The following is a 22,112-nucleotide window of genomic DNA, read 5'->3' as shown; positions in this document are numbered from 1 at the left end:
ATCTGCTCTCATGGTGTGTCTATTTCTTTCCTTCTTCCATCTATTGATTATTTTTTTATTCTGTCTCTTTTAGTCCTTTTCACCCATTTTCATCTTTACAGGTGCATCCTCACTATGCAGCATTTCCTTCTTTTTCATATGATATCAAGAGTTTTCCTCAAAAGCTGAGTTCTTTCGTCAAGAAGTGAGGAGAACTGCACTTTTGATAATAGATTGATTATTTGAAAAATTATTACAATTGACCCTTTCCGATCAAAAGTTTCTTTTATACAATAATATTACGCAGCCTGAATCTACTTTGAAAACAAAATAAGGAGGGCTTTCTTATGAAAGGTGAAATTCGCTTAATTCCGTATGAAGTTAAAGCCAATGTGATGGAAGCGAAAGAGACGCCGGAAAGTATTCAGGAGATTAAAGCACCCGAACTTTGGTCAAGTGGCTTCAAAGGAAAGGGCATAACCATTGCTGTCCTCGATACAGGCTGTGACACAGAGCATCCCGACTTAAAAGATCAAATTATCGGAGGGAAAAACTTTACCGATGATGACAATGGTGATGCTGAAAATGTAAAAGACTACAATGGGCATGGTACCCATGTAGCAGGAACGATTGCAGCAACAGATCAAAATGGCGGGATTTTAGGGGTTGCCCCTGAAGCCAAGCTGCTCATCGTGAAAGTTCTTGGCGGTGAAAATGGCAGCGGAAAATATGAATGGATCATTGATGGCATCAACTATGCCGCAGAGCAGAAGGTCGATATTATCTCCATGTCTCTAGGTGGTCCAAGCAATGAGCCGGCCTTGCAGGAAGCCATTCAACATGCGGTAAAAAGCGGTGTGCTTGTTGTGTGCGCAGCAGGAAATGAAGGGGACGGGAACGAGCGTACAGAAGAGTTCTCCTATCCAGCCGCATACAATGAAGTCATTGCTGTTGGCTCTGTCTCTCTTGCAAGAGAATCCTCTGAATTCTCCAATGCCAATAAAGAAATCGACCTCGTCGCTCCAGGAGAAGACATTTTATCCACTCTCCCTAATCATAAATACGGTAGACTCACAGGCACCTCAATGGCTGCCCCTCACGTGAGCGGTGCACTAGCCATTATTAAAAATGCTGAAGAAGAAGCGTTCCAGCGCAAGCTGACAGAGCCTGAGGTCTATGCTCAGCTTGTCAGAAGAACCCTTCCACTGAAGCAATCTAAAGCCCTCGTCGGAAATGGATTTTTATATTTAACTGCGCCTGATGTTCTTTTAGAAAAAACATTGGAAGCAGATCTTTTATCTCTATAGTTTGAATAGAGGTCCTGAGAATAGATAGAATTTTCTCAGGATTTTTTTAATTAAAATTATTCAAAATTTACTTTGACGAAATGAAGGGGACGTTATATAATCGAACACAATAAATTCATAGTTTGAGAGTCGGTAATTCGATCATACGTCGAATTTTAATTGGGAAGACCGGTGAAAATCCGGCGCGGTCCCGCCACTGTGAGTGAGGAGAGCTTTTCTCATGAATCCACTGTCATCTGGATGGGAAGGAGGAAAAGCTTGCCAGATTCACCAGCCAGGATACCAGCCGCTCTATCACATCAAACCCCCTACGGTTGATAGGAGATGTCGGAAAAAGCGTCAGTTATGCTCACGTCTTATTTCGCACACACATTTTGTCTTTTTAAACCAGACATTTGCCCTCATCAATCTCCACCATGAGTGTAAATGTCTTTTTATATTTAGAGGAGGAATTGGAATTGACAATTGTTAAAACAAGTAATCTAGGTTTTCCGAGAATTGGTTTAAACAGAGAATGGAAAAAAGCACTTGAGTCTTATTGGAAAGGTCAAACTGACCGCGAAACCCTCTTAAAAACCCTGGATGAACAATTTTTATCTGCTATTAAAACGCAAATTGATCAACAAATTGATGTTGTTCCTTCTGGAGACTTCACCTTCTACGATCACGTGCTCGATACTGCTGTCATGTTCAATTGGATTCCAGAGCGCTTCCGCAGCTTAAAAGACCCGCTAGATACATACTTCGCGATGGCAAGAGGAACAAAAGATGCTGTCTCAAGTGAAATGACAAAATGGTTTAATACAAACTATCACTACATCGTTCCAGAGTACGAAAAAACCGCCGAATTCAAACTCACACATAACAAACCGCTTGAAGCTTACGAAAAGGTGAAGAGAGCGCTTGGTGCTGAAACAAAACCTGTTGTACTTGGTCTTTATACATTTGTCTCACTTTCTAAAGGCTATGAACCAAATGAAGTAAAAGAGATTCAGCAGCGTCTCATCCCGCTTTATACTCAGCTTTTAAAAGAACTTGAAGAGGCTGGCGTCAAATGGGTTCAAATTGACGAGCCAGCACTTGTCACCGCTTCAAGTGAAGACGTAAAAGCAGTAAAAGAAATCTATCAAACGGTAAAAGAAGCTGTACCTGCTTTAAACATTCTTCTTCAAACATACTTTGATTCAGTGGATGCCTATGAAGAGTTAGTCACATATCCTGTTGAGGCCATCGGTCTTGATTTCGTTCATGATCAAGGACGCAACCTTGATCAAGTGAAAAAGCATGGCTTCCCGAAAGATAAAATTTTAGCAGCAGGCGTCATTGATGGGAGAAATATTTGGAGATCAGATCTTGGCGAAAGGTTGTCATTCATTTCTGAAGTCATTGCTGATGCTCAGCCGAAGGAAGTTTGGCTACAGCCATCAAACAGCTTGCTGCATGTACCAGTTGCAAAACACCCAAGCGAGCAGCTTGAAGAAAAACTATTAAACGGGCTGTCTTATGCCACTGAAAAGCTGACTGAACTAACATTATTAAAAGAAGGCTTAACAAAAGGAACGGCTGCGATTGATGCTGATATCAACGAAGCCACGCAAGCTCTCCTTACCTTAAAAGAATTTGCAAAAGGAACAAATGCGGATTTCACAGCAGAACGTAACAATCTTTCATCGAAGGACTTTAAACGTCCAGTTGCCTTTGAAGAGCGCCTTCGTATCCAAAACGAATCTCTTGAACTGCCGCTTTTGCCGACAACAACGATTGGCAGCTTCCCACAGTCTGCTGAAGTGCGCAGCGCTCGTCAAAAATGGCGTAAAAATGAGTGGACAGATGCCGAGTATGATGAATTTATAAAGGAAGAAACAAAAAGATGGATTGATATTCAGGAGGATATTGGTCTGGACGTTCTCGTACATGGAGAATTTGAGCGGACAGATATGGTTGAATACTTCGGTGAAAAACTAGCGGGGTTTGCCTTTACGAAATTTGCTTGGGTACAATCTTATGGATCACGATGCGTGAAGCCGCCAATCATCTATGGAGATGTCGAATTTACGGCGCCAATGACCGTGAAAGAAACGGTTTACGCACAAAGCTTAACGGAGAAAAAGGTCAAAGGAATGCTGACAGGTCCTGTCACCATCTTAAACTGGTCTTTCCCAAGAACAGATATCTCTCGAAAAGACATTGCCTTCCAGATTGCTTTCGCATTACGTAAAGAGGTAGAAGCGTTAGAGGAAGCAGGAATTCAAGTCATTCAAGTGGATGAACCTGCACTAAGAGAAGGGCTTCCGCTCAAAGAAAGTGATTGGGCAGAGTATTTAAACTGGGCAGCAGAGTCGTTCCGTCTATCAACATCATCTGTTCAAAATGAAACGCAAATTCATACACATATGTGCTACAGTAACTTCGAGGATATTGTCGACACAATCGAAGACCTTGATGCCGACGTCATCACAATTGAACACTCACGCAGTCATGGCGGATTCCTCGATTACTTAGAGAAACATCCGTATTTGAAAGGACTTGGACTTGGGGTTTATGATATCCATAGCCCGCGCGTTCCATCTGTCGAAGAAATGAGTCAAATCATTGATGATGCGCTGAACGTATGTCCGACAGATCGCTTCTGGGTGAATCCAGACTGTGGTCTGAAAACGCGGCAAGAGTCTGAAACCATTGCTGCTTTGAAAAACATGGTAACAGCTACTGAAGTCGCTCGTAAAAAGCTAGCGCAGCATGCATAATGGCTATCCTCTCCCCTGCTAAAATGGCAGGGGATTTTTATGTTTAAATTGGCCTATTCGACTATCTACTAGGGTGTTTCCTTTTCTAGCATGATTCGTTTATACTAGAGAAGTCAGTCGAACAAAGGGAGGAAGACAATGAATCACGAAGATTTTTTACAACGCGCAATTAATATTGCAGTAGAAGGAGTCAATAGTGGTACTGGCGGTCCTTTTGGAGCAGTCATTGTCAAGGATGGACAGGTTATTGCAGAGGGAAGCAACAATGTGACCACAACGAATGATCCAACTGCACATGCAGAAGTCACAGCCATTCGAAATGCGTGCCAGACGCTGAATACATACCAATTAGAAGATTGTATTTTATATACAAGCTGTGAGCCTTGTCCGATGTGCCTTGGCGCTATTTACTGGGCTAGACCAAAAGCGGTCTATTTTGCTGCTGGTCACCAAGATGCGGCAGCTTCTGGTTTTGATGACTCATTTATTTATGAAGAAATCAACAAAGATTACGAATCAAGAAATATTCCATTTTACCAGCTGACACTTCAAAAAACCCTTGCACCCTTTGAAGCATGGGACACATACGAACATAAGAAAGAATATTAAAAAAAGACACCTGCTGACAAGCAGGTGTCTTAGATTGTTGACAAAGTGCTAAAATGATGTTTATTTTAGCACTTTGTCTTCTTTTCAGCGTGATAGAAAACCTTTGAAGTCTAGGAAGGGCGAGCACTGGCGCGGAGCGAATTGAACATTCGTGAGCACCAGCGCGCAGACCTGACAAAGAATGCGAGGGTTTGTCTACACGCTGAGACACCTGCTGAAAAGCAGGTGTCTTCCATTTTTTACTCAGCTACTTCAAGCTCTACTTCGATGTTCCCTCTTATTGCTTTTGAATATGGACAGAACTCATGCGCAGCCTCAACAAGCTCTTTCGCTTTGTCATGATCAAGGCCTTTTGCAGACACAACCAGCTTGACACCAAGCTTAAATCCGCCATCACTTTCATCTTTTAAAAGACTGACCTGTCCCTCGACTTCTGATTCTATTTCGACCCCTTGCTTCTTCGCTATTTGTTCAAGCGCACCTCCGAAACAAGCTGCATAGCCGGCTGCAAATAATTGCTCTGGGTTTGTACCAGTCTCTCCGTCTTTCTTTGCATTAGGCATGACAATGTTATGATCGAGCACACCATCTTCTGAACGAACATGTCCAGCTCTTCCATGCTGCGCCTTTACTTTTGCTGTGAATAATGGTTTCATCTTCATCTCCTCCTTTATCTATTTATACATTTCACGTTCTATCTATTTCTCAAACATTTATCGCACATTAAAGAATTTTTCATTTTTGGGTTGTATTTATTTTAAAAAGAAAGAAAATCTTATACAATGATAAGTATGACAAAAAATAGTTGGTGACTGACATGACAAATGAATTCGAGCATATGAAGCTGGAAAATCAGCTTTGTTTCTTGTTATATGCAAGTTCAAGAGAGATGACGAAGCAATATAAACCGTTATTAGAAGAATTAGACATTACTTATCCGCAATATTTGGCACTGCTTTTATTGTGGGAGCATGGGACATTAAATGTGAAAACGATGGGAGAGCTTCTATATTTAGACTCCGGTACACTCACCCCTATGCTGAAACGGATGGAGCAAAATGGACTCATCATCCGAGAGCGCTCGAAAGAAGATGAGCGTTCTGTGCAAATACGTCTAACGGAATATGGGGAACAGCTAAAAGAGAAGGCCACTGCGATTCCATTTCGCATGCTGTCTGGGACAGGCAGATCGGAAGAAGAATTAAAAACATTGCGCGCCACTTTACACGATCTTTTACAAAAATTAACACAACCAAAAGGCTGAGGGAACATTCCCTCAGCCTTTTATCATGTCAACTATTGTGCGACAGCTACTAGTTCTACTTCGATGTTTCCTTGAGTAGCTTTTGAATATGGGCATACGCCGTGTGCTTTATGAACAAGTTCTTCTAATGCTGATTGCTCAATTCCAGTTCCTTTTACTTCTAACTGTACGCCTAATTTGAAGCCGCCATCTGAACTGTCTTTCACTAAGCTCACATGTGCTGTTACTTCACTTTCAAAACGGATACGCTCTTGTCTCGCCACCATTTGAAGAGCAGAATCAAAACATGCAGAGTAGCCTGCAGCGAATAATTGCTCTGGATTTGTTGCTTTTTCAAGTTTTTTCGCTCTTGGTGTTCCAGGCATTGCTACATCATGCTCAAGTACACCATCGGTTGAAACAACCTTTCCTTCTCTTCCTCCGACTGCTGATACCGTTGCAGTAAATAAAACGTCTGACATAAATATACCCTCTTTCTCTCTAATAATATTTTCTACAATTGAATTGTACACAATTTAATTTGCAGAGTCAATGAATAAACACTCTTCTTTAATCTTTCCTACTCGTCTCTTTTTTATGAGCACGTCATACAGCTTCATTTTTAGACAGTAAAAAAAGCCCCTTCACAAGGGCTTTTAGATGATGTCATGCTGCGCATTTGGTTGTTCTAGCGTATGGTTTCTGTTATCCGGATCGGTATTTGCTGCTGCCATCCATAATGCCATAATAGTAATGCTTGTACAGACGACTGCCCATTTCTTAAAATTCATATAAACAATCCCCTCTCTGAATATAGATTCGTGCATGTTCCGCTTCTCCGTAGAACATGGAAGATTTTTCATAACCCTCCATTTCATTATAATGCTTTGCGGTGTCTAATGCTAGCTCCTCTATATCCGGATATGCATAGGCAGATTCTAAAAAATGGAATATTCGTTTAATATGCTCTGCATCTTGTCTTAAGTATAACGCTTCTAAAAAAATCGTCTTCTGAATATGAATGTCATCTTGAAGAGCTTCTGCTCGTTTCATACATTCTTCTCTGTATGGTAAGGCTTCTTCGTGTTTACCTTGTTTGTATAGTATCTGAGCGGCTGTATAAAGAGGGTCTATAGATCGACGAAGGTGATCGGATTGATTTTGATCAAATAATGAGATGGATTCTTTCATTAGTTCGAGTGCGCGGTCAAGATCTCCCATTCGGTAATAACTGTTGCCCATATTAAACAAAGAGGAAGCAATAAAACGCACATTCTGAAAGTCTCTTGATCTTGCAAGTGCTCTCTCGAGATGTGGTAATGCCTTTTCGTGCCTTCTCATATCATCATAGTTACCTGCCACGATAAATTCGCACTGAATGGTGCGAAGTGCATACAATTCATGCTTAACATACACGTCCAGTGCCAGTTTGGCATGATGCATCGAGATATGTGTTTGTTTCATGTGATAATATATTTCTGACATTTTAAAATGAAATTCCGCCCGTTCAATATCATCTGACACAAAAGAAAGCTTGTGCTCTGCCTTTTGATATGACGATATGGCAGCAATGTACTGCCTCCGGCCAAATTCATACATGCCTCTGAAAAAATGATAGTAATATTCAAGCATGCCCGTGACATGCGTTTGATGCTCATCTATTTCTTTCGAAAGCTCGGAAAAGTTGGCGCGAAGCTTTCCTTCCTTTAATGGCTTTAAATAATCGAGCATGACCTCATGCCTGAATTCCATTAAAGAAAAATAGAGAAGCAAATTCTGATCTTCTTCCATTGAATCAAGAGAGGTGCGAATTTCCTGCTTTAACTGTTCTGCTTGTTCTGAATCAAATCTGCGGATTAATTCATACCACTTGTTGATTTTCACTCCAATATCCGAAGAGGGAATGATTTTCGCCATACGTTGCCTTCTCCAATCTTCTCAAAATATAAAACATTACCATATTTTATCATACTTGACCGGAGAAATACAAAAATGAAAAGAAAAAGAGAGCCTATTGTCACAAGACTCTCTTTTGAATTCGTTATTCTCTTATTTGTCCTTGACCACGAATGACAAATTTTTCAGAGGTTAAGGCTGGTAGACCCATTGGGCCTCTTGCATGCAGTTTTTGTGTACTAATGCCAATTTCCGCTCCGTAGCCAAATTCAAAGCCATCCGTGAATCTCGTGGAGGCATTATGATAGACAGCGGCAGCGTCAACAGCCGTTAAGAAAAGTGACGCATGCTGATCATTTTCTGTAATAATCGCTTCTGAGTGCTTGGAGCTATACGTTTGAATATGCTGAATCGCCTCTTCTATGCTGGCTACGATTTTAATACTGACAATCGGTGCTAAAAACTCCGTTTCATAGTCCTCTGCCGTCGCTAATGTAGCACTAGAAGTAAGCGCACAGACAGCTTCATCGCCCCGTATGTCTACTCCATTTGCATGAAGCGCTTCAAATAACGAAGCACCATATGTTTTTGCCCAATGTTCATGAATAACAATGCTCTCGATCGCATTGCAAACAGATGGTCTTTGGGTTTTGGCATTGATCACAATCTGCTCAGTCATTTCATATTTCGCTGTTTCATCAATGTACATATGACAATTGCCTGCACCTGTCTCAAGCACTGGTACTGTGGATTCTCTCACAACTAGATCTATTAAATTTTTCCCGCCGCGCGGAATGAGAACATCTAAGTAATCATTTAAAGTGAACAGCGTTTTCGCCGTTTCACGACCTGTATCTTCAATCAATTGTACACTGTCTACTGGAATATCTGTCGTTTGAAGCGCTTCATGAATGACCTTAACGATCGCTTTATTACTATGAATGGCAGAAGAGCTTCCCCTAAGAATAACTGCATTCCCGGTCTTCAGGCAAAGGGTGGCAGCATCCACTGTCACGTTTGGTCTTGCTTCATAGATCATCCCCACCGTACCGAGGGGTACACGTACCTTTTCGATGAAGAGACCGTTTTCTTTTTGAATGGTTTCTAGTGTTTCACCAATTGGGTCTTTTAGGTGAATTAACTGAAGAGTAGCATCTGCAATGGCTTCAATTCTCTCTTTAGTGAGTGTAATTCGGTCAATGACAGATGGTGTGAACTGCTTCTCCTCGGCAGCCTGAACATCCTTTTTATTCTCCTCGACTAAATAAGCTGAAGATACTTTGAGTGCATTTGCGATAGCATGTAAAGCAGCATTTTTTTGTTCTGTCGTTTTTAGCAGGAGCTGATCTTTGGCTGCACTTGCTTTTTTTGCTTTTTCAAGAACTTCATTCATCGTATTCCCTCCTTAGTTTTGTACATGCTGTACCCAATGATCTCGGTGGATCACCTCTGGTTTCTCATTGGAAAGCTCATGACTTCGCATCCCTTTAATGCCGATTAGCTCATCGGATGCGTACAAGGTTTGCCCTTTCCCTACTAATCCGTTCGGACCGACCACTTCAACGACCTCTCCTTTAGAAAAGTCACCAGAGACACCAATGACTCCCGCTGGAAGGAGGCTTCTACCGTGATGCAAAATCGCTGCTTCCGCTCCTGCATCAATCATAATTTTCCCAGAGACGGGTGAGTGGAATTGAATCCATTGACGGCGGTTGTTGACGGCTGATAAGTCTTGTTCACCAATATATGTTCCGTCACCTTGACCTGCGAGAATGTGGAGCAGCTTGTCTTCACCTGTACCTGTGCCAATGAAGACTTTCACGCCAAGTGAAAGTGCGGTTTGTGCAGCGGACAGTTTTGATTTCATCCCGCCAGTGCCCACTTTTGAACCAGTGCTCTTCGCATATGAAAACAATTCTTCTGAAATATGTGATAGTACGTCAAAACGCTTCGCCTCAGGGTCCTCATTTGGGTTCGCATCATAAATTCCGTTTATGTCCGTTAAAATGATCAATTGATCAGCATGGATTAATCCACTGACAAGCGCTGACAGCATGTCATTATCCCCAAAGGTAAGCTCCTCGATGGAAACTGAATCATTTTCATTGATAATCGGTAATATTTTTCTTTCCAGTAGCTCCATCATCGTTGCGTAAGCATTTCGATATCTTGTTCGATCTGAAAAGTCATTACGTGTTAAAAGCATTTGGGCAGGTGTCATATGAAACTGTGAAAATAGTTCTGTATACTTCTGCATTAACAAGCCTTGACCAACGGCAGCGGCTGCCTGTTTCCCCTTTAAGGTCACAGGTCTAGATGGATAGCCTAGACTGCCAAATCCTGCGGCAACGGCTCCTGATGAAATTAAAATGATTTCATGTCCAGCCTCTTTCAGCTTGGCTATGGCTCTCACATGATCCTGCATTTTTTGTTCATCAATGGCTCCCTTTTGCTCTGTTAATGAACTGCTGCCAATTTTTAAGACGATCCTTTGCTTTTTCATTATTGATTCCCTCCGCTATACCTTTAGGCACAAAAAAAATCCCTTTTCTCCTTATGTAAAGGACGAAAAGGGATTTTCCGTGGTACCACCTTCATTGAATAAGCATACGTCTGCTTATTCCACTCAACTCCTGTAACGCCAGGCACGCGCTTAGATTTTTCCTCTAAGGCTCAAAGGGTAGGTTCAGCAGCTGTCTGCGGCAAATGTTTCAGCATGTCATTTGCTCTCTTTACGCATCAGTTCCTGCTTACTATTCCTTTTCAACGCTCGTTAATTTTTTTATATTATCACCAATTGCTAAGGAAAAGTCAAGCCGTCAATTAAATACAATCGTTTTATTCTCATGCACAATAATTCGATCTTCTAGATGCCATTTGACGGCACGTGCAAGTACACTCCGTTCAATTGTCCGGCCAATATTTTTTAGTGCCTCTGCATCATCCCGGTGATCTACACGCTCAATATCCTGTTCAATGATCGGTCCTTCGTCTAAATCATTGGTGACATAATGAGAAGTCGCACCAATTAATTTGACTCCCCGCTCATACGCCCGCTTATATGGATTTGCACCGATAAACGCTGGTAGGAAGGAATGATGGATATTAATGATTTTATTCGGATGCTGTTCAATAAATCCAGGTGTTAAAATTTGCATGTATCTAGCAAGCACAATCGCATCAATATCATACTCTTCTAATAATGCGAGCTGCTTTTTTTCTGCTTCTTTGCGAATGTCTTTGTTCGCCTTCACAAAATGGAATGGGATTCCAAGCGCTTCTACTGTATCTTTTGCCGTTTCATGGTTGCTGATGACAACCGCAATTTCCGCCATGACATTACCGCTTTGCCATTCCCATAGAAGCTCATGTAAGCAATGAAGCTCTTTTGACACAAAGATTGCCAGCTTTTTAAGCTCACTTGCACGAGACATGCTCCACGTCATTTGAAATGATGCTGCGATTGGTTCAAAGTGATGTTTCAGCTGATCCATATTGGCCGAGATGTCTTTCCAATCAAATTCAATTCTTAAAAAGAACCGGCCGCTTTCATGATCTGTTGTGTATTGGCTGGATTCAATGATGTTCGCTCCGTGTTCAAATAAAAAGGAGGAAACAGCTGATACAATTCCAGGCTGATCCGGGCAGCTAACAAGTAATCTTCCTTTTTGCTCGTGCTTTTGTCTGTGTAATTCAAGTTTTTCTGTTATCAATGTTCTCATGTATCGTGACCTCATTTACGTTTTCATTCTAATGAAATATTATACTGGACTGGAAAGAGAAAAAGCAATGTCGAGTCAGATTTTTTATTGAATATTCATTCAATTCTGCACCTGAGATGGTATAATGTGAATAGACCTTTTATCACAAAAGGAGTGATGGAGATGAAAAACATGACGTTGTTTGGTAAAGTGAGCTTTTGGCTTGGCATCGTTTGTCTGATCACGGGTATTTCCCTTTTTATCGCCGGTGAAAGACTCATTCCTTTGCTCACGTTCGGTGTCTGTTTTCTGCTAGTGAGTCAGCTTTACCGCAAAAATGAAAACGATTCCAATCATCATTCGATGTAACAAAAGGCTGGCACCTATCTGCCAGCCTTTTCTTATTCAATGATTTTCAACCCCACTGCCGCAGATAAAATCAGTGCGATGAAGAAGATACGTTTTGCATCTTTCGACTCACCGTAAAACAGCATACCGACCACGGCGCCTCCAGCAGCTCCGATTCCAGTCCAAATGGCGTACGCCGTTCCCATCGGAATCGTATTCATCGCAAGAGACAGCATCAGAAAGGAAAGAGAAAATCCAGCCGCAATGAATAAAATCCATTTGACATGCCGGTCTTTCTGGAATTGATTCATCATCGTCACACAAAGCATTTCTAAGATGCCCGCTCCAATGAGTAAAAGCCAGCTCATGATTCAGCCTCTCCCTTCTTTTCACCTGTTGTGAGCTTCAATCCTAATACACCGCACAAAAGCATCACAATCAGAAGCAGTTTGACAAGTTGCACCGGCTCACCAAGCACCATGCCTAAAAGGACGGTACCTGCTGTTCCAAGCCCGGTAAAAACGGCATAAAGTGTGCCAACTGGAAGTACACTTGTTGCTTTCATGAGTAAATAAAAACTCACAATAATACAAACGACGGTTGCGCCCCATTCTATGAGAGAGTGAGCATATTTTAGCCCCATCACCCAGCCGACTTCAAAAATGGCCGCAATGAAGACATTTCCCCATTTCATCTGAATTTCTCCTTTCTGAACGATTCCAACCAACAAAAAAGCCCGGAAATCGATCGTTTGATCAAATCTCCCGGGCTTTTATCCCTCCGTGTCCATATGGTCTTTCTAAGGACCCTATGTGTTTTCTCTCGGTCCAGACTGCATCAACGCACGGAACCCTAGAAAACTAATTGATGATAAGCAGATCTGACTTAGATCAGATTCTGTAAGAAAAATTGTATCACACCCCTATATGCCGGTCTAGCGCTTCGCTCCCCCTCTACAAATATACTTGTTCATTTTTCGAAAGAAATGATTTGGGACCGGCGTATACTAAATGTAAGAAACATCAGTTGATAAAGAAGATCTGCGGGCTATTTCGTGTGCTGCGAACCTGAAGGGAAATGAGCGTATATGAAAATCCATTTATTTTTTATTACATTGACGTGCAAGCAAAAATACAAGGACATGGAGAACGTTGTTAAGGAATACTCAGACGTTAAAGGAACGATCAAATCGCTGATATAATGAAATAAGATTGATGTGATGAACGCTCAACTTTAGGATGCTGCATGTACAGATCATCCGTTGTGCCGGCCCAAACAATGCTGAAAAACATTTTATAGGAAATCAAGAGGTGAATCGTATGATGATAACCGACGAACAGAAGCATGAATTTTATCAAGCACTGGTTGACAAGAATCCGCAATATGACGGCACATTCTTCGCCGGCATTAAGACCACCGGTATCTTCTGCCATGCCACATGTACCGCTAGAAAACCAAAATATGAGAACTGCGAGTTTTTCTTTACAGCAGAGGAAGCGCTGCTAGCTGGATATCGTCCGTGCAAGCGCTGCACACCATTAACATACCCTAACAGCATTCCAGAGGAAGTCAAAACACTCGTTTCAGCAGTTGAAACACATCCTGAAAAACGCTGGAAAGAAGGGGACTTTCGCGAGTTAGGAATTCACTCTGCAACAGCCCGCCGGAAATTCAAAGAAATCTACGGCATGACCTTTGTTCAATATGCGAGATCACGCCGAATGGGGCTTGCCTTTAAAGAAATTCTAAATGGAAAGAAAGTGATTGATCAGCAGGTCGCCTTGGGCTATGAATCTTCGAGTGCCTTCAATGATGCATTCACAAAAATCATGGGAAATCCCCCTAAAAAGGCGCAGATTAAGATTCTTCATGCCAATTTTATTTCCACGCCGATCGGGCGGATGATCAGCGTGTCAGATGCGACGCATGTGTATTTACTGGAATTTATGGACAGGCGTGGACTCGAAAAAGAAATTGAGAACATGAGAAAAAAGCATCATGCACGCATTTTAGTTGGGGAAACAAACGTCCATCAGCAATTGGTAAAGGAATTGACCTTATATTTCGAGAAAAAGCTCACGCAGTTCACGGTACCACTTTCCCTACATGGCACCCCTTTTCAAATGAAGGTGTGGGACCAGCTCACCCGCATTCCATCAGGCGAAACAAGGTCTTACCGTGAGCTTGCTGTAAAGCTGGGTGATCCGCATTTGGTCCGGGCGGTTGGGAATGCAAACGGTGCCAATCAATTGGCAATTATCATTCCATGCCACCGCGTCATTCAAACGAGTGGTGAGCTTGGCGGCTACGGCGGCGGGGTTGAACGGAAGAAATATTTGCTTCAGCTAGAACAGCGTAAATAAAAGAAAAAACGGCTCTGCTTATTCGGTAAGCGAGCCGTTTTCTACGTTACGGGTGATGCTGTATACATCAACGACCTGACCCCATTTTGAAATGGTTTTTTCTTTTTTCATGCCCATTTTTAAAGCGACATTTACCGATGCTTCATTCTCCGGACGGATTAAGCTCACCATTCGCCTCACCTTCATTTCTTCAAAGCCATAGGTGAGACAGCCTTTTGCGGCTTCAGCAGCATAGCCTTTCCCCCACGCTGTTTTCTTTAGCATATAGCCAATTTCAAGTTCTGTTTGTCCTTCGATATTTTGCAGAACAATCCCGCTTTGTCCAAGTGGTTCATTCGTTTCTTTCTCTTCAATGATCCATAGAGAGGTATGATACACACGGTCATTCTTTTGATTCCATGCAATCCACTCTTTCGTCTGCTGTTCATCTTTTAAGGACGGATAATACTTCATCACTTCTTCATCTTGAAACAACATGTCATATAAAAATGGCGCATCTTGTTCATTCATCGTTCTCAGTCTCAGGCGCTCTGTTTCAAGCACTGTCCGTGTTTGATGTATCATTTATTATCCTCACCTCGCTTACCGACTAAAAATATCTCCGAACAATCCATTTGAATCTGGAGCAAAGTAATGGAAGCCAGCACCGGTTAAACCAGCTGCCAGCGCTGTCCACATCATTAAACTAACCGTCATCCACACAGCGACTTGCTTCCTCTTCGTTCCGAAGCTCATGCACATAAACGCCGTTAAATGACTGCCGATGATAAAAGGACCGACAAGCGCAAGACCTGGAAGACCATAACGTTCCCAAATTTTTCTGGCCCGCTGCTGTTTTTTCTCTCCTTTTTCATCGCTTTTGTCCTCTCTTCTCTTTAAGCGCCATGCTTTAAAGCGGTCTACAAAAACAATGAGAAGTAAAACGGTTAAAAAATTGCCGATGAATCCAATAATTGCTGTCGGTACAGGATGCATGCCACTTAAAATGGCCAATGGAACGACCCCTACCACTTCAAAAAAAGGCAAAGCAGCCAATACAAACACTAGTACATATCCCCATAAAATATCCAAACGCAGAACCTCTTTTCATTTTTGTCCTCTTCCCATTGTAATGAAAAACAAGATACCATTTCTACATTTTTTTAGAAAAAGAAAAGCACATCGGATAGGATGTGCTCTGTTTTTTACATCGTATTTTCATTTTTCTTATTCGCCCGGCGTAAAACAATGAGCACAAGCCCGATTAAGATCACAATAGATAGTAGACTTTGCAAGAGAAGCACGCTTGGAGATGTCCAGCCCAGCCATTCGAATAAGAGCTGAGGTCCGAAAAAGATGATCGGAATCAATGAAAAGACATTTGCCTTCAAGATCGCATTAAAAACAATGATACATAGCAGCATAAGCAGAATAACGGCCCATCTTTGACCTGAGGTAAGAACAAGCAATGGTGTCCCGAGCTTTTGATCCAATAGTTTGATTGTGACCATTGAAGTCAACTGAAAGATTCCTAAGATCCAGAAATAAAGAAATACCCGGCGGCCTGCCTGAAAGGCAGACGCTCTAAACATCACAATGATCATGATGACATTGGCCACTAAAACGAGCGGATATCCAATCAAAGCATACAAAGAATACGATAAGCTTTGACTGATCGCATCTGATAAAATCATGTAAAAGAGTGACCCGATTAAAAAGGCACTAACGAATGGAACCCAGTCTTTATGGTTTCCTGACAGTTCTTTTGCGAGTTCATCAGCATAGCTCCGCGGATCTCCGCCAAACACATCCTCCCCTGTTTTACCATCTTTTTCAGCCTCAACTGCGTGTGTCGTCAATTCATCCATCAGTTCATCAATTTCGTCCTCATTTTTCCCCTTTGATATGAGATAGAGTTTTAGCTCTAGTAGGACGTGTCGTGTTTCTTTTGATACCATAATCTCACTTCCCTTTTTGTAATAAGCAGTTTACATTTTTTGAAAGCTCACTCCAGCGGGTAATAAACTCTGTGAGCGCTTGTTCTCCATCTTGTGTGAGCGTATAGTATTTCCTTTTCGGCCCGCTTGCTGATGCTTTTGTGACAGTCGTCACGAGTTGTTCCTTTTGCATACGCAGCAAAATCGGGTAGATACTTCCTTCACTAATTTGATCAAACCCATAATGCGCGAGCTTCTTCGTCATTTCATACCCATAAATCTCACCCTCAGAAATAATTGACAGCAGACAGCCTTCTAAAATTCCTTTTAGCATTTGTGTGGATGTTGTCATCTTTGTTCCTCCGATTCCAGTACCTTGCATCACAAGATAGCATCATCTTACCATACACTATCTTGCCATGCAAGATACCTTCTTAGAAAAAAATCACCGCTGAAAGGGTGATTTTTACGCCCATGGTTTATCTGTTCCAAGTGCGTCAGCCAGTGCCTTGCTATGCTTTCGGCGGCTTTTTCTTTCTTCTGCCCGCTGCTTCGCTGTTTGATGCAGCATGATTTCTTCGTCTGTTTCCGGTACGACTTGTGGAACTCGTTTTGGCTTTCCGTTTTCATCTAGTGAGACAAATGTCAGAAATGAAGTCGCTGCGAGTCTGCGCTCTCCAGACATCAAGTTTTCTTTCATGACTTTGACGAACACTTCCATGGAAGACGTGCCAACCCATGTCACGTAAGACTCCAAGCATACTGATTCTTTTTGTCCTATCGGCTCTAAGAAGTCAACTGAATCCATCGACGCTGTGACCGTTTCACTGCGGCTGTGTCTCGCTGCCGAGATGGAAGCAATGTCATCTATATAACTCATTAATTTCCCGCCAAATAAAGTTTGGTGGTTATTCGTATCGAGAGGAAATACCCTGCTGGTTTTTACAACTTTCGATTCCTTACAGTATTTGAAATTTTCTTCACTCATCATCATAGCCCCTTCTTGCTGTTTTCGTGAATGCGGAACGACTTTTATTAAACACTATTCTTTTAGGTTTGTCTAAACTTTTGGCTTTAGTCTCTTGTGAGAGATTTTCTTTCGGAAATGTTTCAACCATGAAGAGAAGGAGGAATAATAGAACTATGAAAAAACAAGGAGGCCGTTTGATGGATTCTATGAGAGCAGAGCAAATACACAAAATGCCGCAATGCATGAGTGAATATGACAATTTACAAGAAGTCCTTTTATGCAGTCCCATCCATATGGAAATCAAACAGATCATCAACGAAACCCAGAAACATTTTGCGAGAGAAAATATTTCTCAAATGAAAGCCGTTGCTCAGCATAAGCAATTGATCGAAACACTAAAAGACCATCAAGTACACCCCATTCTTCTTCCAGCAAATGACCGCTTTCCTGAGCAAGTCTTTACTCGGGATATTGGGTTTACGATTGGTCATACACTATTTATTTCAAGCATGGCGGCTCCGGTTCGGCAAGGGGAAGAACAATTGTTAAAAGAGTGGGCTCAGGGAAAAGGCTGGAAAACTGTTACCATGACAAATGGAACGATTGAGGGCGGCGATGTGCTTGTGGATCAAACACGTGTATTTGTTGGAACGAGCAAAAGAACAAATTCAGCCGCTATCCATCAGCTCAAAAAAGAACTGCCGGATCATGACATCATTCCCATTCACCTTCCTCCTCACATTTTGCATCTCGATTGTGTGATGAATATTCTGTCTCATGATGACATATTGATTGATCCTGAAGCGTTCAAGAAAGAAGATCTTCACCTGCTCAACACGCATTACCATTTGATTGAAATAAGCGAACAAGAGCAATTCACACTCGGACCAAATGTTTTATCCATTGGGCAAAAAAAGGTCATCAGCTTGCCTGTCAATCAAGCAACAAATGCTACATTAATTGCTCACGGATACACCGTCATTGAAGTGGATTTCTCTGAAATCATTAAATCTGGCGGCTCTTTCAGATGCTGCACATTGCCCATTCGACGTTCATCCATTAAAAAAGCGAGCGTGTAGAACAGTTTGTCTACTCGCTCGCTTTTTTATCTGCCTATCCCTACTTCATCAGCTTATGTCTGTCGTATAAATGGCAGGCGACTTCATGCCCTTCTTCTACTGCTTGTAATGTTGGCTTTTTTTCGGCGCACAGATCCATTGCTGCTGGACACCTTGTTCGAAATACACAGCCGCTTGGCGGATTTACTGGACTTGGAATTTCTCCTTTTAAAATAAATCTTTTACGCTTGTCCTCCACGTCAGGATCTGGAATGGGGATCGCAGACAGCAAGGCCTGTGTATATGGGTGCAGCGGGGTTTGATATAACGAGTTGCTGCTGGTCAACTCAACAAGATGCCCTAAATACATGACACCGATTCGGTCGCTGATATATTTCACCATCGACAAGTCATGCGCAATAAAGAGAAATGTCAGCCCTTCCTCTTTTTGCAGTTTTTTCAGCAAATTCACGACCTGTGCTTGAACGGAAACGTCTAGTGCAGAAATCGGCTCATCTGCCACAATAAACTTCGGCGCTAAGGCGAGTGCCCTTGCAATACCAATTCTCTGCCTCTGTCCTCCGCTAAATTCGTGCGGGTAACGAGTGGCAAAATCATAGCTCAGTCCTACTGCTTCAAGCAATTCTTTCACCCGGGCAACCCTTTTCTTTTGACTCCCGTAAAGATTGTGAATCTCCATTGGCTCCAGCATAATATCTTTTACCGAAAGACGTGGATTTAAGGAGGAATATGGATCTTGAAACACCATTTGAATTTGCCGGTTGAAATCAAATGATTCTTTTTGAGACAGGTGATGAAGGCTTTTCCCTTCATATAAGGCTTCGCCATCTGTTGGTTCATAAAGGCGCATGAGCACTTTCCCAAGTGTGGATTTCCCGCAGCCAGACTCGCCGACGAGACCAAACGTTTCACCTTGTTTCAGTTGAAAAGAGACACCGTCTAACGCTTTTAAGGTTCTTCCTTTCGATAAATCAAAATGTTTTTTGAGATTGTTTACTTGTAAAAGTGGTTCAACTGCCATGACCATTCCTCCTCTCACTTGGCAAATACCGCCTTGCACCTGCCCATTCCTTTTCATATGAAGTACCAGAAAGAGAAAGAAGCTCAATCTGCCTGCCGGTTTTAGGCGAGTGAAGCATCAATCCGTCCCCCGCATATATTCCAACATGCCGGACAGCTCCCTTTCCGTTTTCATTTGCAAAAAACAGTAAATCGCCTGGTTCTAAATGGCTTGATGTAACAGGTGTTCCTTGAACTGCTTGGTCACTTGCGTCCCTTGGTAAAAGATATCCGCACGCTTTGTACATGCTGTAAGCAAAGCCTGAACAATCATAGCCAAAGCTGCTCATGCCTCCCCATACATACGAAAGACCAATAAATTGTTTTCCCGTGTCTACGACATCTTTGCCGGTCATTGATAAAATGGATGAAACTGGCCGCACATCCGTTTTGTTCATCTCTCTTGTTCCTGCTGGGGTCACCACATGAAAGCAATCACTCGTTTCTTCTACAGCCACGAGTTCTGTTAAAAAGCTAACCTCCATGTCTGCTTGCCCGTCTTGATAGAGCATGGCTTTTTTCTGAGAAACAAAATGAGATGCAACTGGCGCATGTCCCTCTTTGACTTGCTTTAAATGTTTGGCAGGCATATAGCCGGGATAGCCCTGTGGATGTTTCCGGCTGGCCTGCTGCGGGATAACGACTTTCATCCAGCCGTCTGTCTCTTCTAATCCAATGACTCGTTCACCTAGCAGTACTTGAGACTGGATCAGATTTTCTTCACATAGAGCCAATTTTTCTTCATATGTCTGCTGGTCAATCCACTCTTTGATCTTGAAGGAGTCCTGAAGTACCATTTGATCGATTTTTCTCGGTGACTGCGGCGCTGTCCATACGTTTGCAACTGGAACCTTTGACTCGAATATCATCATGAGACTCCTTTCACCCCTTGAATGCCTAACCCGTGTTGCGGCGGGAAAAATATATCTTTTCCTTTGTACACGATTCCTCCGTCTACCATGTCCTCTCGCAGCATAAGCGGGGCGTCAAAATCGTAGCGGGTGATATTTGGCTGGCTTGCGGCGAGATGAGCGGCTGCTGTAATACCAAGTTTTGACTCAATCATACTTCCAACCATGCACTTTACGCCGTATGCTTCTGCTAAGGCATTGATTTTTAGTGCTTCTTTTATACCGCCTGATTTCATTAATTTTAAATTGATCAGATCACAGCTTCTCATTTCAAGCACTTTGATCGCATCATGGAAACTGAAAATGCTCTCGTCTGCCATAATCAATGTATTTGTTCCTTCCGTCACACGGCGCAGGCCTTCGATATCTTCTTTCGGCACTGGCTGCTCGACTAATTCAATATTCAGCGCCTCCATTTTCCGAATGGCTACGATCGCTTCCTTCCACGTCCAGCCTTGGTTCGCATCGAGCCTGATCTGAATATCCGGCCCGACCTTTTCTCGAATTCGCTTGATACGCTGAATATCTGTGTCTATGTTATCTTTTCCTACTTTGATTTTTAACGTCTGAAAGCCTTCAGCTGCGTATTGCTTTGCATCTTCCGCCATCTCAAGCGGCCGGTTTACACTGACCGTATAATCGGTTTCAAGCTGATCGCGATATCCACCAAGGTATTGATAAAGCGGAAGTCCTGCGCGCTTCGCTAAGCCATCATAAATGGCCATGTCAATCGCTGCCTTTGCGCTTGTGTTGCAAGCGAGCACCCGTTTCATACGAGAAAAAATTTGTTCATATTCTGACAAGGAAGCTCCGAGCAACATCGGTCTGATCACTTCACATATGGCATAGTCGATACTTTCCAGCGTTTCACCTGTAATGACCGACGTTGGCACTGCCTCCCCGTAGCTGACATCACCTTGATCATATGTGATGATAACGATCAGAGATACTGCATCATACACCGTTCGTAAAGCGGTTTTGAAAGGCTTTTTTAGCGGTACACTCGTTCTGCATGTACGAACATCGACGATTTTCATTTGATCGCCTCTTTCGCAGCGACACCTGGAGAAATGTGCAGTTTTTTTCCGGTCGCATCAAGTGTAGCCTGCGTACCCATTGGAATGGCGAAATTCGGTGATGAATGACCGATCCGAAAGCCCCCAAGTGCAGGCTTCTTTTGAGGCACAATATAGGTGTCCCATACTTGATTTAATGTGAGGGACTGGTCTTTCTTTTTTGGCTCACATTGATGAAAATCTCCAATGATGAATCCAGCCACATCCTCCAATTTCCCAGCAGATGCGAGGTGCTGCATCATTCGATCAATTTTATAGGGCTCTTCGTCAATATCTTCAATGAACAAAAGCTTCCCCTTTGTATCAATTTCAAAAGGTGTGCCAAGTGTTGTCACGATGAGGGCAAGATTCCCCCCTACAATGTCACCTGAAGCCGTACCGGGATAAAAGGTATGAAGGGGTGACAAGTGGTGTGCATACGTAAAGGCTTTTGGTGTGAATAGCTGCAAAAAGGTATCCTTCGTATACGGATGAACCGCCTCAAGTCCCACATCAGAGGAAAGCATTGGACCATGAAACGTCACAAGACCGGTCTGCTGCTGAATGGCCGTATGTAAAAACGTAATATCGCTATAGCCCCAAAAGATTTTTGGATGACGACGAATGAGGTCATAATCAATGACTTCTGCAAGTCTTCCGGTCCCATATCCTCCGCAAGCACAAATAACCGCCTTCACTTCTGGATCTTGAAACATGCGATGAAGATCTTCCACTCTTTCATGATCATAACCTGCTAAATATCCATACCGGCGGCCCAAATACTTCCCTTTTTTCACCTTTAGCCCGAGGCTTTCTAAAAAGGCAATCCCTTTTGCTAATTTCAGCTCATCAGGCGGGCTTGCCGGTGCAATAATCCCCACTGTATCCCCTGTTTGAAGTGCCACTGGCAGCTGGCTCATGCCATATCC

25 protein-coding genes, 2 riboswitches and 1 other annotated feature are annotated in these 22,112 nt (G+C 42.6%); of the genes, 7 read left to right on the top strand and 18 right to left on the bottom strand.

Annotated features, from left to right (window positions below; all coding sequences use genetic code 11):
- Positions 1-326 precede the first annotated feature (326 nt).
- The 3 genes from C5695_RS06665 (at position 327) to C5695_RS06655 (ending at position 4,642) form a co-directional block, all read left to right on the top strand.
- On the top strand, positions 327-1,286 hold the full coding sequence (locus tag C5695_RS06665) for a S8 family peptidase (protein ID WP_117730056.1): 960 nt from the start codon (positions 327-329) through the stop codon (positions 1,284-1,286).
- Positions 1,287-1,398: 112 nt separating this feature from the next.
- Positions 1,399-1,591, top strand: a riboswitch (cobalamin riboswitch).
- Between the two features lie 153 nt (positions 1,592-1,744).
- On the top strand, positions 1,745-4,033 hold the full coding sequence (metE, locus tag C5695_RS06660) for a 5-methyltetrahydropteroyltriglutamate--homocysteine S-methyltransferase (protein ID WP_117730055.1): 2,289 nt from the start codon (positions 1,745-1,747) through the stop codon (positions 4,031-4,033).
- A gap of 138 nt (positions 4,034-4,171) precedes the next feature.
- The gene (locus C5695_RS06655; protein ID WP_117730054.1) at positions 4,172-4,642 is read left to right on the top strand and encodes a guanine deaminase; all 471 of its coding nucleotides are present in this window, start codon (positions 4,172-4,174) and stop codon (positions 4,640-4,642) included.
- 239 nt (positions 4,643-4,881) lie between these two features.
- Here the strand turns inward: C5695_RS06655 and C5695_RS06645 are convergent, their stop codons facing one another.
- Positions 4,882-5,298, bottom strand: a complete 417-nt coding sequence (locus tag C5695_RS06645; protein WP_117730053.1) for an organic hydroperoxide resistance protein OhrB — start codon at positions 5,296-5,298, stop codon at positions 4,882-4,884.
- Between the two features lie 161 nt (positions 5,299-5,459).
- On the opposite strand from C5695_RS06645, the gene C5695_RS06640 reads away from it, so the two are divergent.
- Complete coding sequence (locus tag C5695_RS06640) at positions 5,460-5,906, top strand: MarR family winged helix-turn-helix transcriptional regulator (protein WP_117730052.1); 447 nt, start codon at positions 5,460-5,462, stop codon at positions 5,904-5,906.
- Between the two features lie 32 nt (positions 5,907-5,938).
- Here C5695_RS06640 and C5695_RS06635 read toward each other — a convergent pair whose 3' ends face one another.
- The 6 genes from C5695_RS06635 to purU all read right to left on the bottom strand — a co-directional run bounded on the left by C5695_RS06635 (position 5,939) and on the right by purU (position 11,503).
- Positions 5,939-6,367: an organic hydroperoxide resistance protein gene (locus tag C5695_RS06635; RefSeq protein ID WP_117730051.1), complete on the bottom strand. Its 429-nt coding sequence runs from the start codon at positions 6,365-6,367 to the stop codon at positions 5,939-5,941.
- 174 nt (positions 6,368-6,541) lie between these two features.
- Positions 6,542-6,676 (bottom strand): phosphatase, encoded by a 135-nt coding sequence (locus C5695_RS06630; protein ID WP_117730050.1) that lies wholly within the window; start codon positions 6,674-6,676, stop codon positions 6,542-6,544.
- The gene (locus C5695_RS06625; protein ID WP_117730049.1) at positions 6,666-7,802 is read right to left on the bottom strand and encodes a Rap family tetratricopeptide repeat protein; all 1,137 of its coding nucleotides are present in this window, start codon (positions 7,800-7,802) and stop codon (positions 6,666-6,668) included. Before C5695_RS06625 ends, C5695_RS06630 begins: the two co-directional genes overlap by 11 nt.
- Before the next feature lie 124 nt (positions 7,803-7,926).
- Complete coding sequence (locus C5695_RS06620) at positions 7,927-9,174, bottom strand: glutamate-5-semialdehyde dehydrogenase (protein WP_117730048.1); 1,248 nt, start codon at positions 9,172-9,174, stop codon at positions 7,927-7,929.
- 12 nt (positions 9,175-9,186) lie between these two features.
- Entirely contained in the window at positions 9,187-10,284 is a 1,098-nt protein-coding gene (gene proB / locus C5695_RS06615; RefSeq protein ID WP_117730047.1) for a glutamate 5-kinase, read from the bottom strand.
- Positions 10,285-10,339: 55 nt separating this feature from the next.
- Positions 10,340-10,557 (bottom strand) — a binding site (T-box leader).
- Between the two features lie 43 nt (positions 10,558-10,600).
- Positions 10,601-11,503, bottom strand: coding sequence for a formyltetrahydrofolate deformylase (purU, locus tag C5695_RS06610; protein WP_117730046.1), 903 nt, complete (start codon positions 11,501-11,503; stop codon positions 10,601-10,603).
- Positions 11,504-11,665: 162 nt separating this feature from the next.
- Between purU and C5695_RS06605 the strand changes: the two genes are divergently transcribed.
- Entirely contained in the window at positions 11,666-11,851 is a 186-nt protein-coding gene (locus tag C5695_RS06605; RefSeq protein WP_117730045.1) for a hypothetical protein, read from the top strand.
- A gap of 32 nt (positions 11,852-11,883) precedes the next feature.
- Here the strand turns inward: C5695_RS06605 and C5695_RS06600 are convergent, their stop codons facing one another.
- Complete coding sequence (locus C5695_RS06600) at positions 11,884-12,198, bottom strand: DMT family transporter (protein ID WP_117730044.1); 315 nt, start codon at positions 12,196-12,198, stop codon at positions 11,884-11,886.
- Positions 12,195-12,524: a DMT family transporter gene (locus C5695_RS06595; protein WP_117730043.1), complete on the bottom strand. Its 330-nt coding sequence runs from the start codon at positions 12,522-12,524 to the stop codon at positions 12,195-12,197. The genes C5695_RS06600 and C5695_RS06595 overlap by 4 nt, the downstream gene beginning before the upstream one ends.
- Positions 12,525-12,589: 65 nt before the next feature.
- Positions 12,590-12,697: riboswitch (guanidine-I (ykkC/yxkD leader) on the bottom strand.
- A gap of 452 nt (positions 12,698-13,149) precedes the next feature.
- Between C5695_RS06595 and C5695_RS06585 the strand changes: the two genes are divergently transcribed.
- Entirely contained in the window at positions 13,150-14,193 is a 1,044-nt protein-coding gene (locus tag C5695_RS06585; RefSeq protein ID WP_117730041.1) for a bifunctional transcriptional activator/DNA repair enzyme AdaA, read from the top strand.
- Positions 14,194-14,211: 18 nt separating this feature from the next.
- Here C5695_RS06585 and C5695_RS06580 read toward each other — a convergent pair whose 3' ends face one another.
- The 5 genes from C5695_RS06580 to C5695_RS06560 all read right to left on the bottom strand — a co-directional run bounded on the left by C5695_RS06580 (position 14,212) and on the right by C5695_RS06560 (position 17,097).
- Positions 14,212-14,757 carry a GNAT family N-acetyltransferase gene (locus C5695_RS06580; RefSeq protein ID WP_117730040.1) on the bottom strand — a complete coding sequence of 182 codons (546 nt, stop codon included), beginning with the start codon at positions 14,755-14,757 and terminating at the stop codon, positions 14,212-14,214.
- 18 nt (positions 14,758-14,775) lie between these two features.
- The gene (locus C5695_RS06575) at positions 14,776-15,264 is read right to left on the bottom strand and encodes a small multi-drug export protein (protein WP_117730039.1); all 489 of its coding nucleotides are present in this window, start codon (positions 15,262-15,264) and stop codon (positions 14,776-14,778) included.
- Positions 15,265-15,377: 113 nt separating this feature from the next.
- Positions 15,378-16,130, bottom strand: a complete 753-nt coding sequence (locus C5695_RS06570) for an HAAS domain-containing protein (protein ID WP_117730038.1) — start codon at positions 16,128-16,130, stop codon at positions 15,378-15,380.
- A gap of 4 nt (positions 16,131-16,134) precedes the next feature.
- Positions 16,135-16,461 (bottom strand): PadR family transcriptional regulator, encoded by a 327-nt coding sequence (locus C5695_RS06565; RefSeq protein ID WP_117730037.1) that lies wholly within the window; start codon positions 16,459-16,461, stop codon positions 16,135-16,137.
- Between the two features lie 114 nt (positions 16,462-16,575).
- Positions 16,576-17,097 (bottom strand): acyl-CoA thioesterase, encoded by a 522-nt coding sequence (locus C5695_RS06560; protein ID WP_117730036.1) that lies wholly within the window; start codon positions 17,095-17,097, stop codon positions 16,576-16,578.
- 179 nt (positions 17,098-17,276) lie between these two features.
- On the opposite strand from C5695_RS06560, the gene C5695_RS06555 reads away from it, so the two are divergent.
- The gene (locus C5695_RS06555) at positions 17,277-18,158 is read left to right on the top strand and encodes a dimethylarginine dimethylaminohydrolase family protein (RefSeq protein ID WP_117733029.1); all 882 of its coding nucleotides are present in this window, start codon (positions 17,277-17,279) and stop codon (positions 18,156-18,158) included.
- Positions 18,159-18,198: 40 nt separating this feature from the next.
- Here the strand turns inward: C5695_RS06555 and C5695_RS06550 are convergent, their stop codons facing one another.
- Genes C5695_RS06550 through C5695_RS06535 form a run of 4 tightly spaced genes read right to left on the bottom strand, consistent with a single transcriptional unit; the run spans position 18,199 to position 22,103 of the window.
- Positions 18,199-19,179 (bottom strand): ABC transporter ATP-binding protein, encoded by a 981-nt coding sequence (locus tag C5695_RS06550; RefSeq protein ID WP_117730035.1) that lies wholly within the window; start codon positions 19,177-19,179, stop codon positions 18,199-18,201.
- Positions 19,169-20,086 carry a C40 family peptidase gene (locus C5695_RS06545; protein ID WP_117730034.1) on the bottom strand — a complete coding sequence of 306 codons (918 nt, stop codon included), beginning with the start codon at positions 20,084-20,086 and terminating at the stop codon, positions 19,169-19,171. The genes C5695_RS06550 and C5695_RS06545 overlap by 11 nt, the downstream gene beginning before the upstream one ends.
- Positions 20,086-21,165: a mandelate racemase/muconate lactonizing enzyme family protein gene (locus tag C5695_RS06540; protein ID WP_117730033.1), complete on the bottom strand. Its 1,080-nt coding sequence runs from the start codon at positions 21,163-21,165 to the stop codon at positions 20,086-20,088. The genes C5695_RS06545 and C5695_RS06540 overlap by 1 nt, the downstream gene beginning before the upstream one ends.
- The gene (locus C5695_RS06535) at positions 21,162-22,103 is read right to left on the bottom strand and encodes a S66 peptidase family protein (protein ID WP_117730032.1); all 942 of its coding nucleotides are present in this window, start codon (positions 22,101-22,103) and stop codon (positions 21,162-21,164) included. Before C5695_RS06535 ends, C5695_RS06540 begins: the two co-directional genes overlap by 4 nt.
- Positions 22,104-22,112: the final 9 nt, after the last annotated feature.

Origin of the sequence: Bacillus pumilus (assembly GCF_003431975.1) — a bacterium.
Taxonomy (GTDB): Bacteria; Bacillota; Bacilli; order Bacillales; family Bacillaceae; genus Bacillus; species Bacillus pumilus_N.
This window is presented reverse-complemented; position numbering and strand designations above follow the sequence as displayed.

Bases quoted from the DNA above. Each gene is read 5' to 3' on its own strand.
- C5695_RS06665 (WP_117730056.1), top strand. From the start codon at position 327: ATGAAAGGTGAAATTCGCTTAATTCCGTATGAAGTTAAAGCCAATGTG.
- C5695_RS06655 (WP_117730054.1), top strand. From the start codon at position 4,172: ATGAATCACGAAGATTTTTTACAACGCGCAATTAATATTGCAGTAGAA.
- C5695_RS06645 (WP_117730053.1), bottom strand. From the start codon at position 5,298: ATGAAACCATTATTCACAGCAAAAGTAAAGGCGCAGCATGGAAGAGCT.
- C5695_RS06640 (WP_117730052.1), top strand. From the start codon at position 5,460: ATGACAAATGAATTCGAGCATATGAAGCTGGAAAATCAGCTTTGTTTC.
- C5695_RS06635 (WP_117730051.1), bottom strand. From the start codon at position 6,367: ATGTCAGACGTTTTATTTACTGCAACGGTATCAGCAGTCGGAGGAAGA.
- C5695_RS06630 (WP_117730050.1), bottom strand. From the start codon at position 6,676: ATGAATTTTAAGAAATGGGCAGTCGTCTGTACAAGCATTACTATTATG.
- C5695_RS06625 (WP_117730049.1), bottom strand. From the start codon at position 7,802: ATGGCGAAAATCATTCCCTCTTCGGATATTGGAGTGAAAATCAACAAG.
- C5695_RS06620 (WP_117730048.1), bottom strand. From the start codon at position 9,174: ATGAATGAAGTTCTTGAAAAAGCAAAAAAAGCAAGTGCAGCCAAAGAT.
- proB (WP_117730047.1), bottom strand. From the start codon at position 10,284: ATGAAAAAGCAAAGGATCGTCTTAAAAATTGGCAGCAGTTCATTAACA.
- purU (WP_117730046.1), bottom strand. From the start codon at position 11,503: ATGAGAACATTGATAACAGAAAAACTTGAATTACACAGACAAAAGCAC.
- C5695_RS06605 (WP_117730045.1), top strand. From the start codon at position 11,666: ATGAAAAACATGACGTTGTTTGGTAAAGTGAGCTTTTGGCTTGGCATC.
- C5695_RS06600 (WP_117730044.1), bottom strand. From the start codon at position 12,198: ATGAGCTGGCTTTTACTCATTGGAGCGGGCATCTTAGAAATGCTTTGT.
- C5695_RS06595 (WP_117730043.1), bottom strand. From the start codon at position 12,524: ATGAAATGGGGAAATGTCTTCATTGCGGCCATTTTTGAAGTCGGCTGG.
- C5695_RS06585 (WP_117730041.1), top strand. From the start codon at position 13,150: ATGATGATAACCGACGAACAGAAGCATGAATTTTATCAAGCACTGGTT.
- C5695_RS06580 (WP_117730040.1), bottom strand. From the start codon at position 14,757: ATGATACATCAAACACGGACAGTGCTTGAAACAGAGCGCCTGAGACTG.
- C5695_RS06570 (WP_117730038.1), bottom strand. From the start codon at position 16,130: ATGGTATCAAAAGAAACACGACACGTCCTACTAGAGCTAAAACTCTAT.
- C5695_RS06565 (WP_117730037.1), bottom strand. From the start codon at position 16,461: ATGACAACATCCACACAAATGCTAAAAGGAATTTTAGAAGGCTGTCTG.
- C5695_RS06560 (WP_117730036.1), bottom strand. From the start codon at position 17,097: ATGAGTGAAGAAAATTTCAAATACTGTAAGGAATCGAAAGTTGTAAAA.
- C5695_RS06555 (WP_117733029.1), top strand. From the start codon at position 17,277: ATGGATTCTATGAGAGCAGAGCAAATACACAAAATGCCGCAATGCATG.
- C5695_RS06550 (WP_117730035.1), bottom strand. From the start codon at position 19,179: ATGGCAGTTGAACCACTTTTACAAGTAAACAATCTCAAAAAACATTTT.
- C5695_RS06545 (WP_117730034.1), bottom strand. From the start codon at position 20,086: ATGATATTCGAGTCAAAGGTTCCAGTTGCAAACGTATGGACAGCGCCG.
- C5695_RS06540 (WP_117730033.1), bottom strand. From the start codon at position 21,165: ATGAAAATCGTCGATGTTCGTACATGCAGAACGAGTGTACCGCTAAAA.
- C5695_RS06535 (WP_117730032.1), bottom strand. From the start codon at position 22,103: ATGAGCCAGCTGCCAGTGGCACTTCAAACAGGGGATACAGTGGGGATT.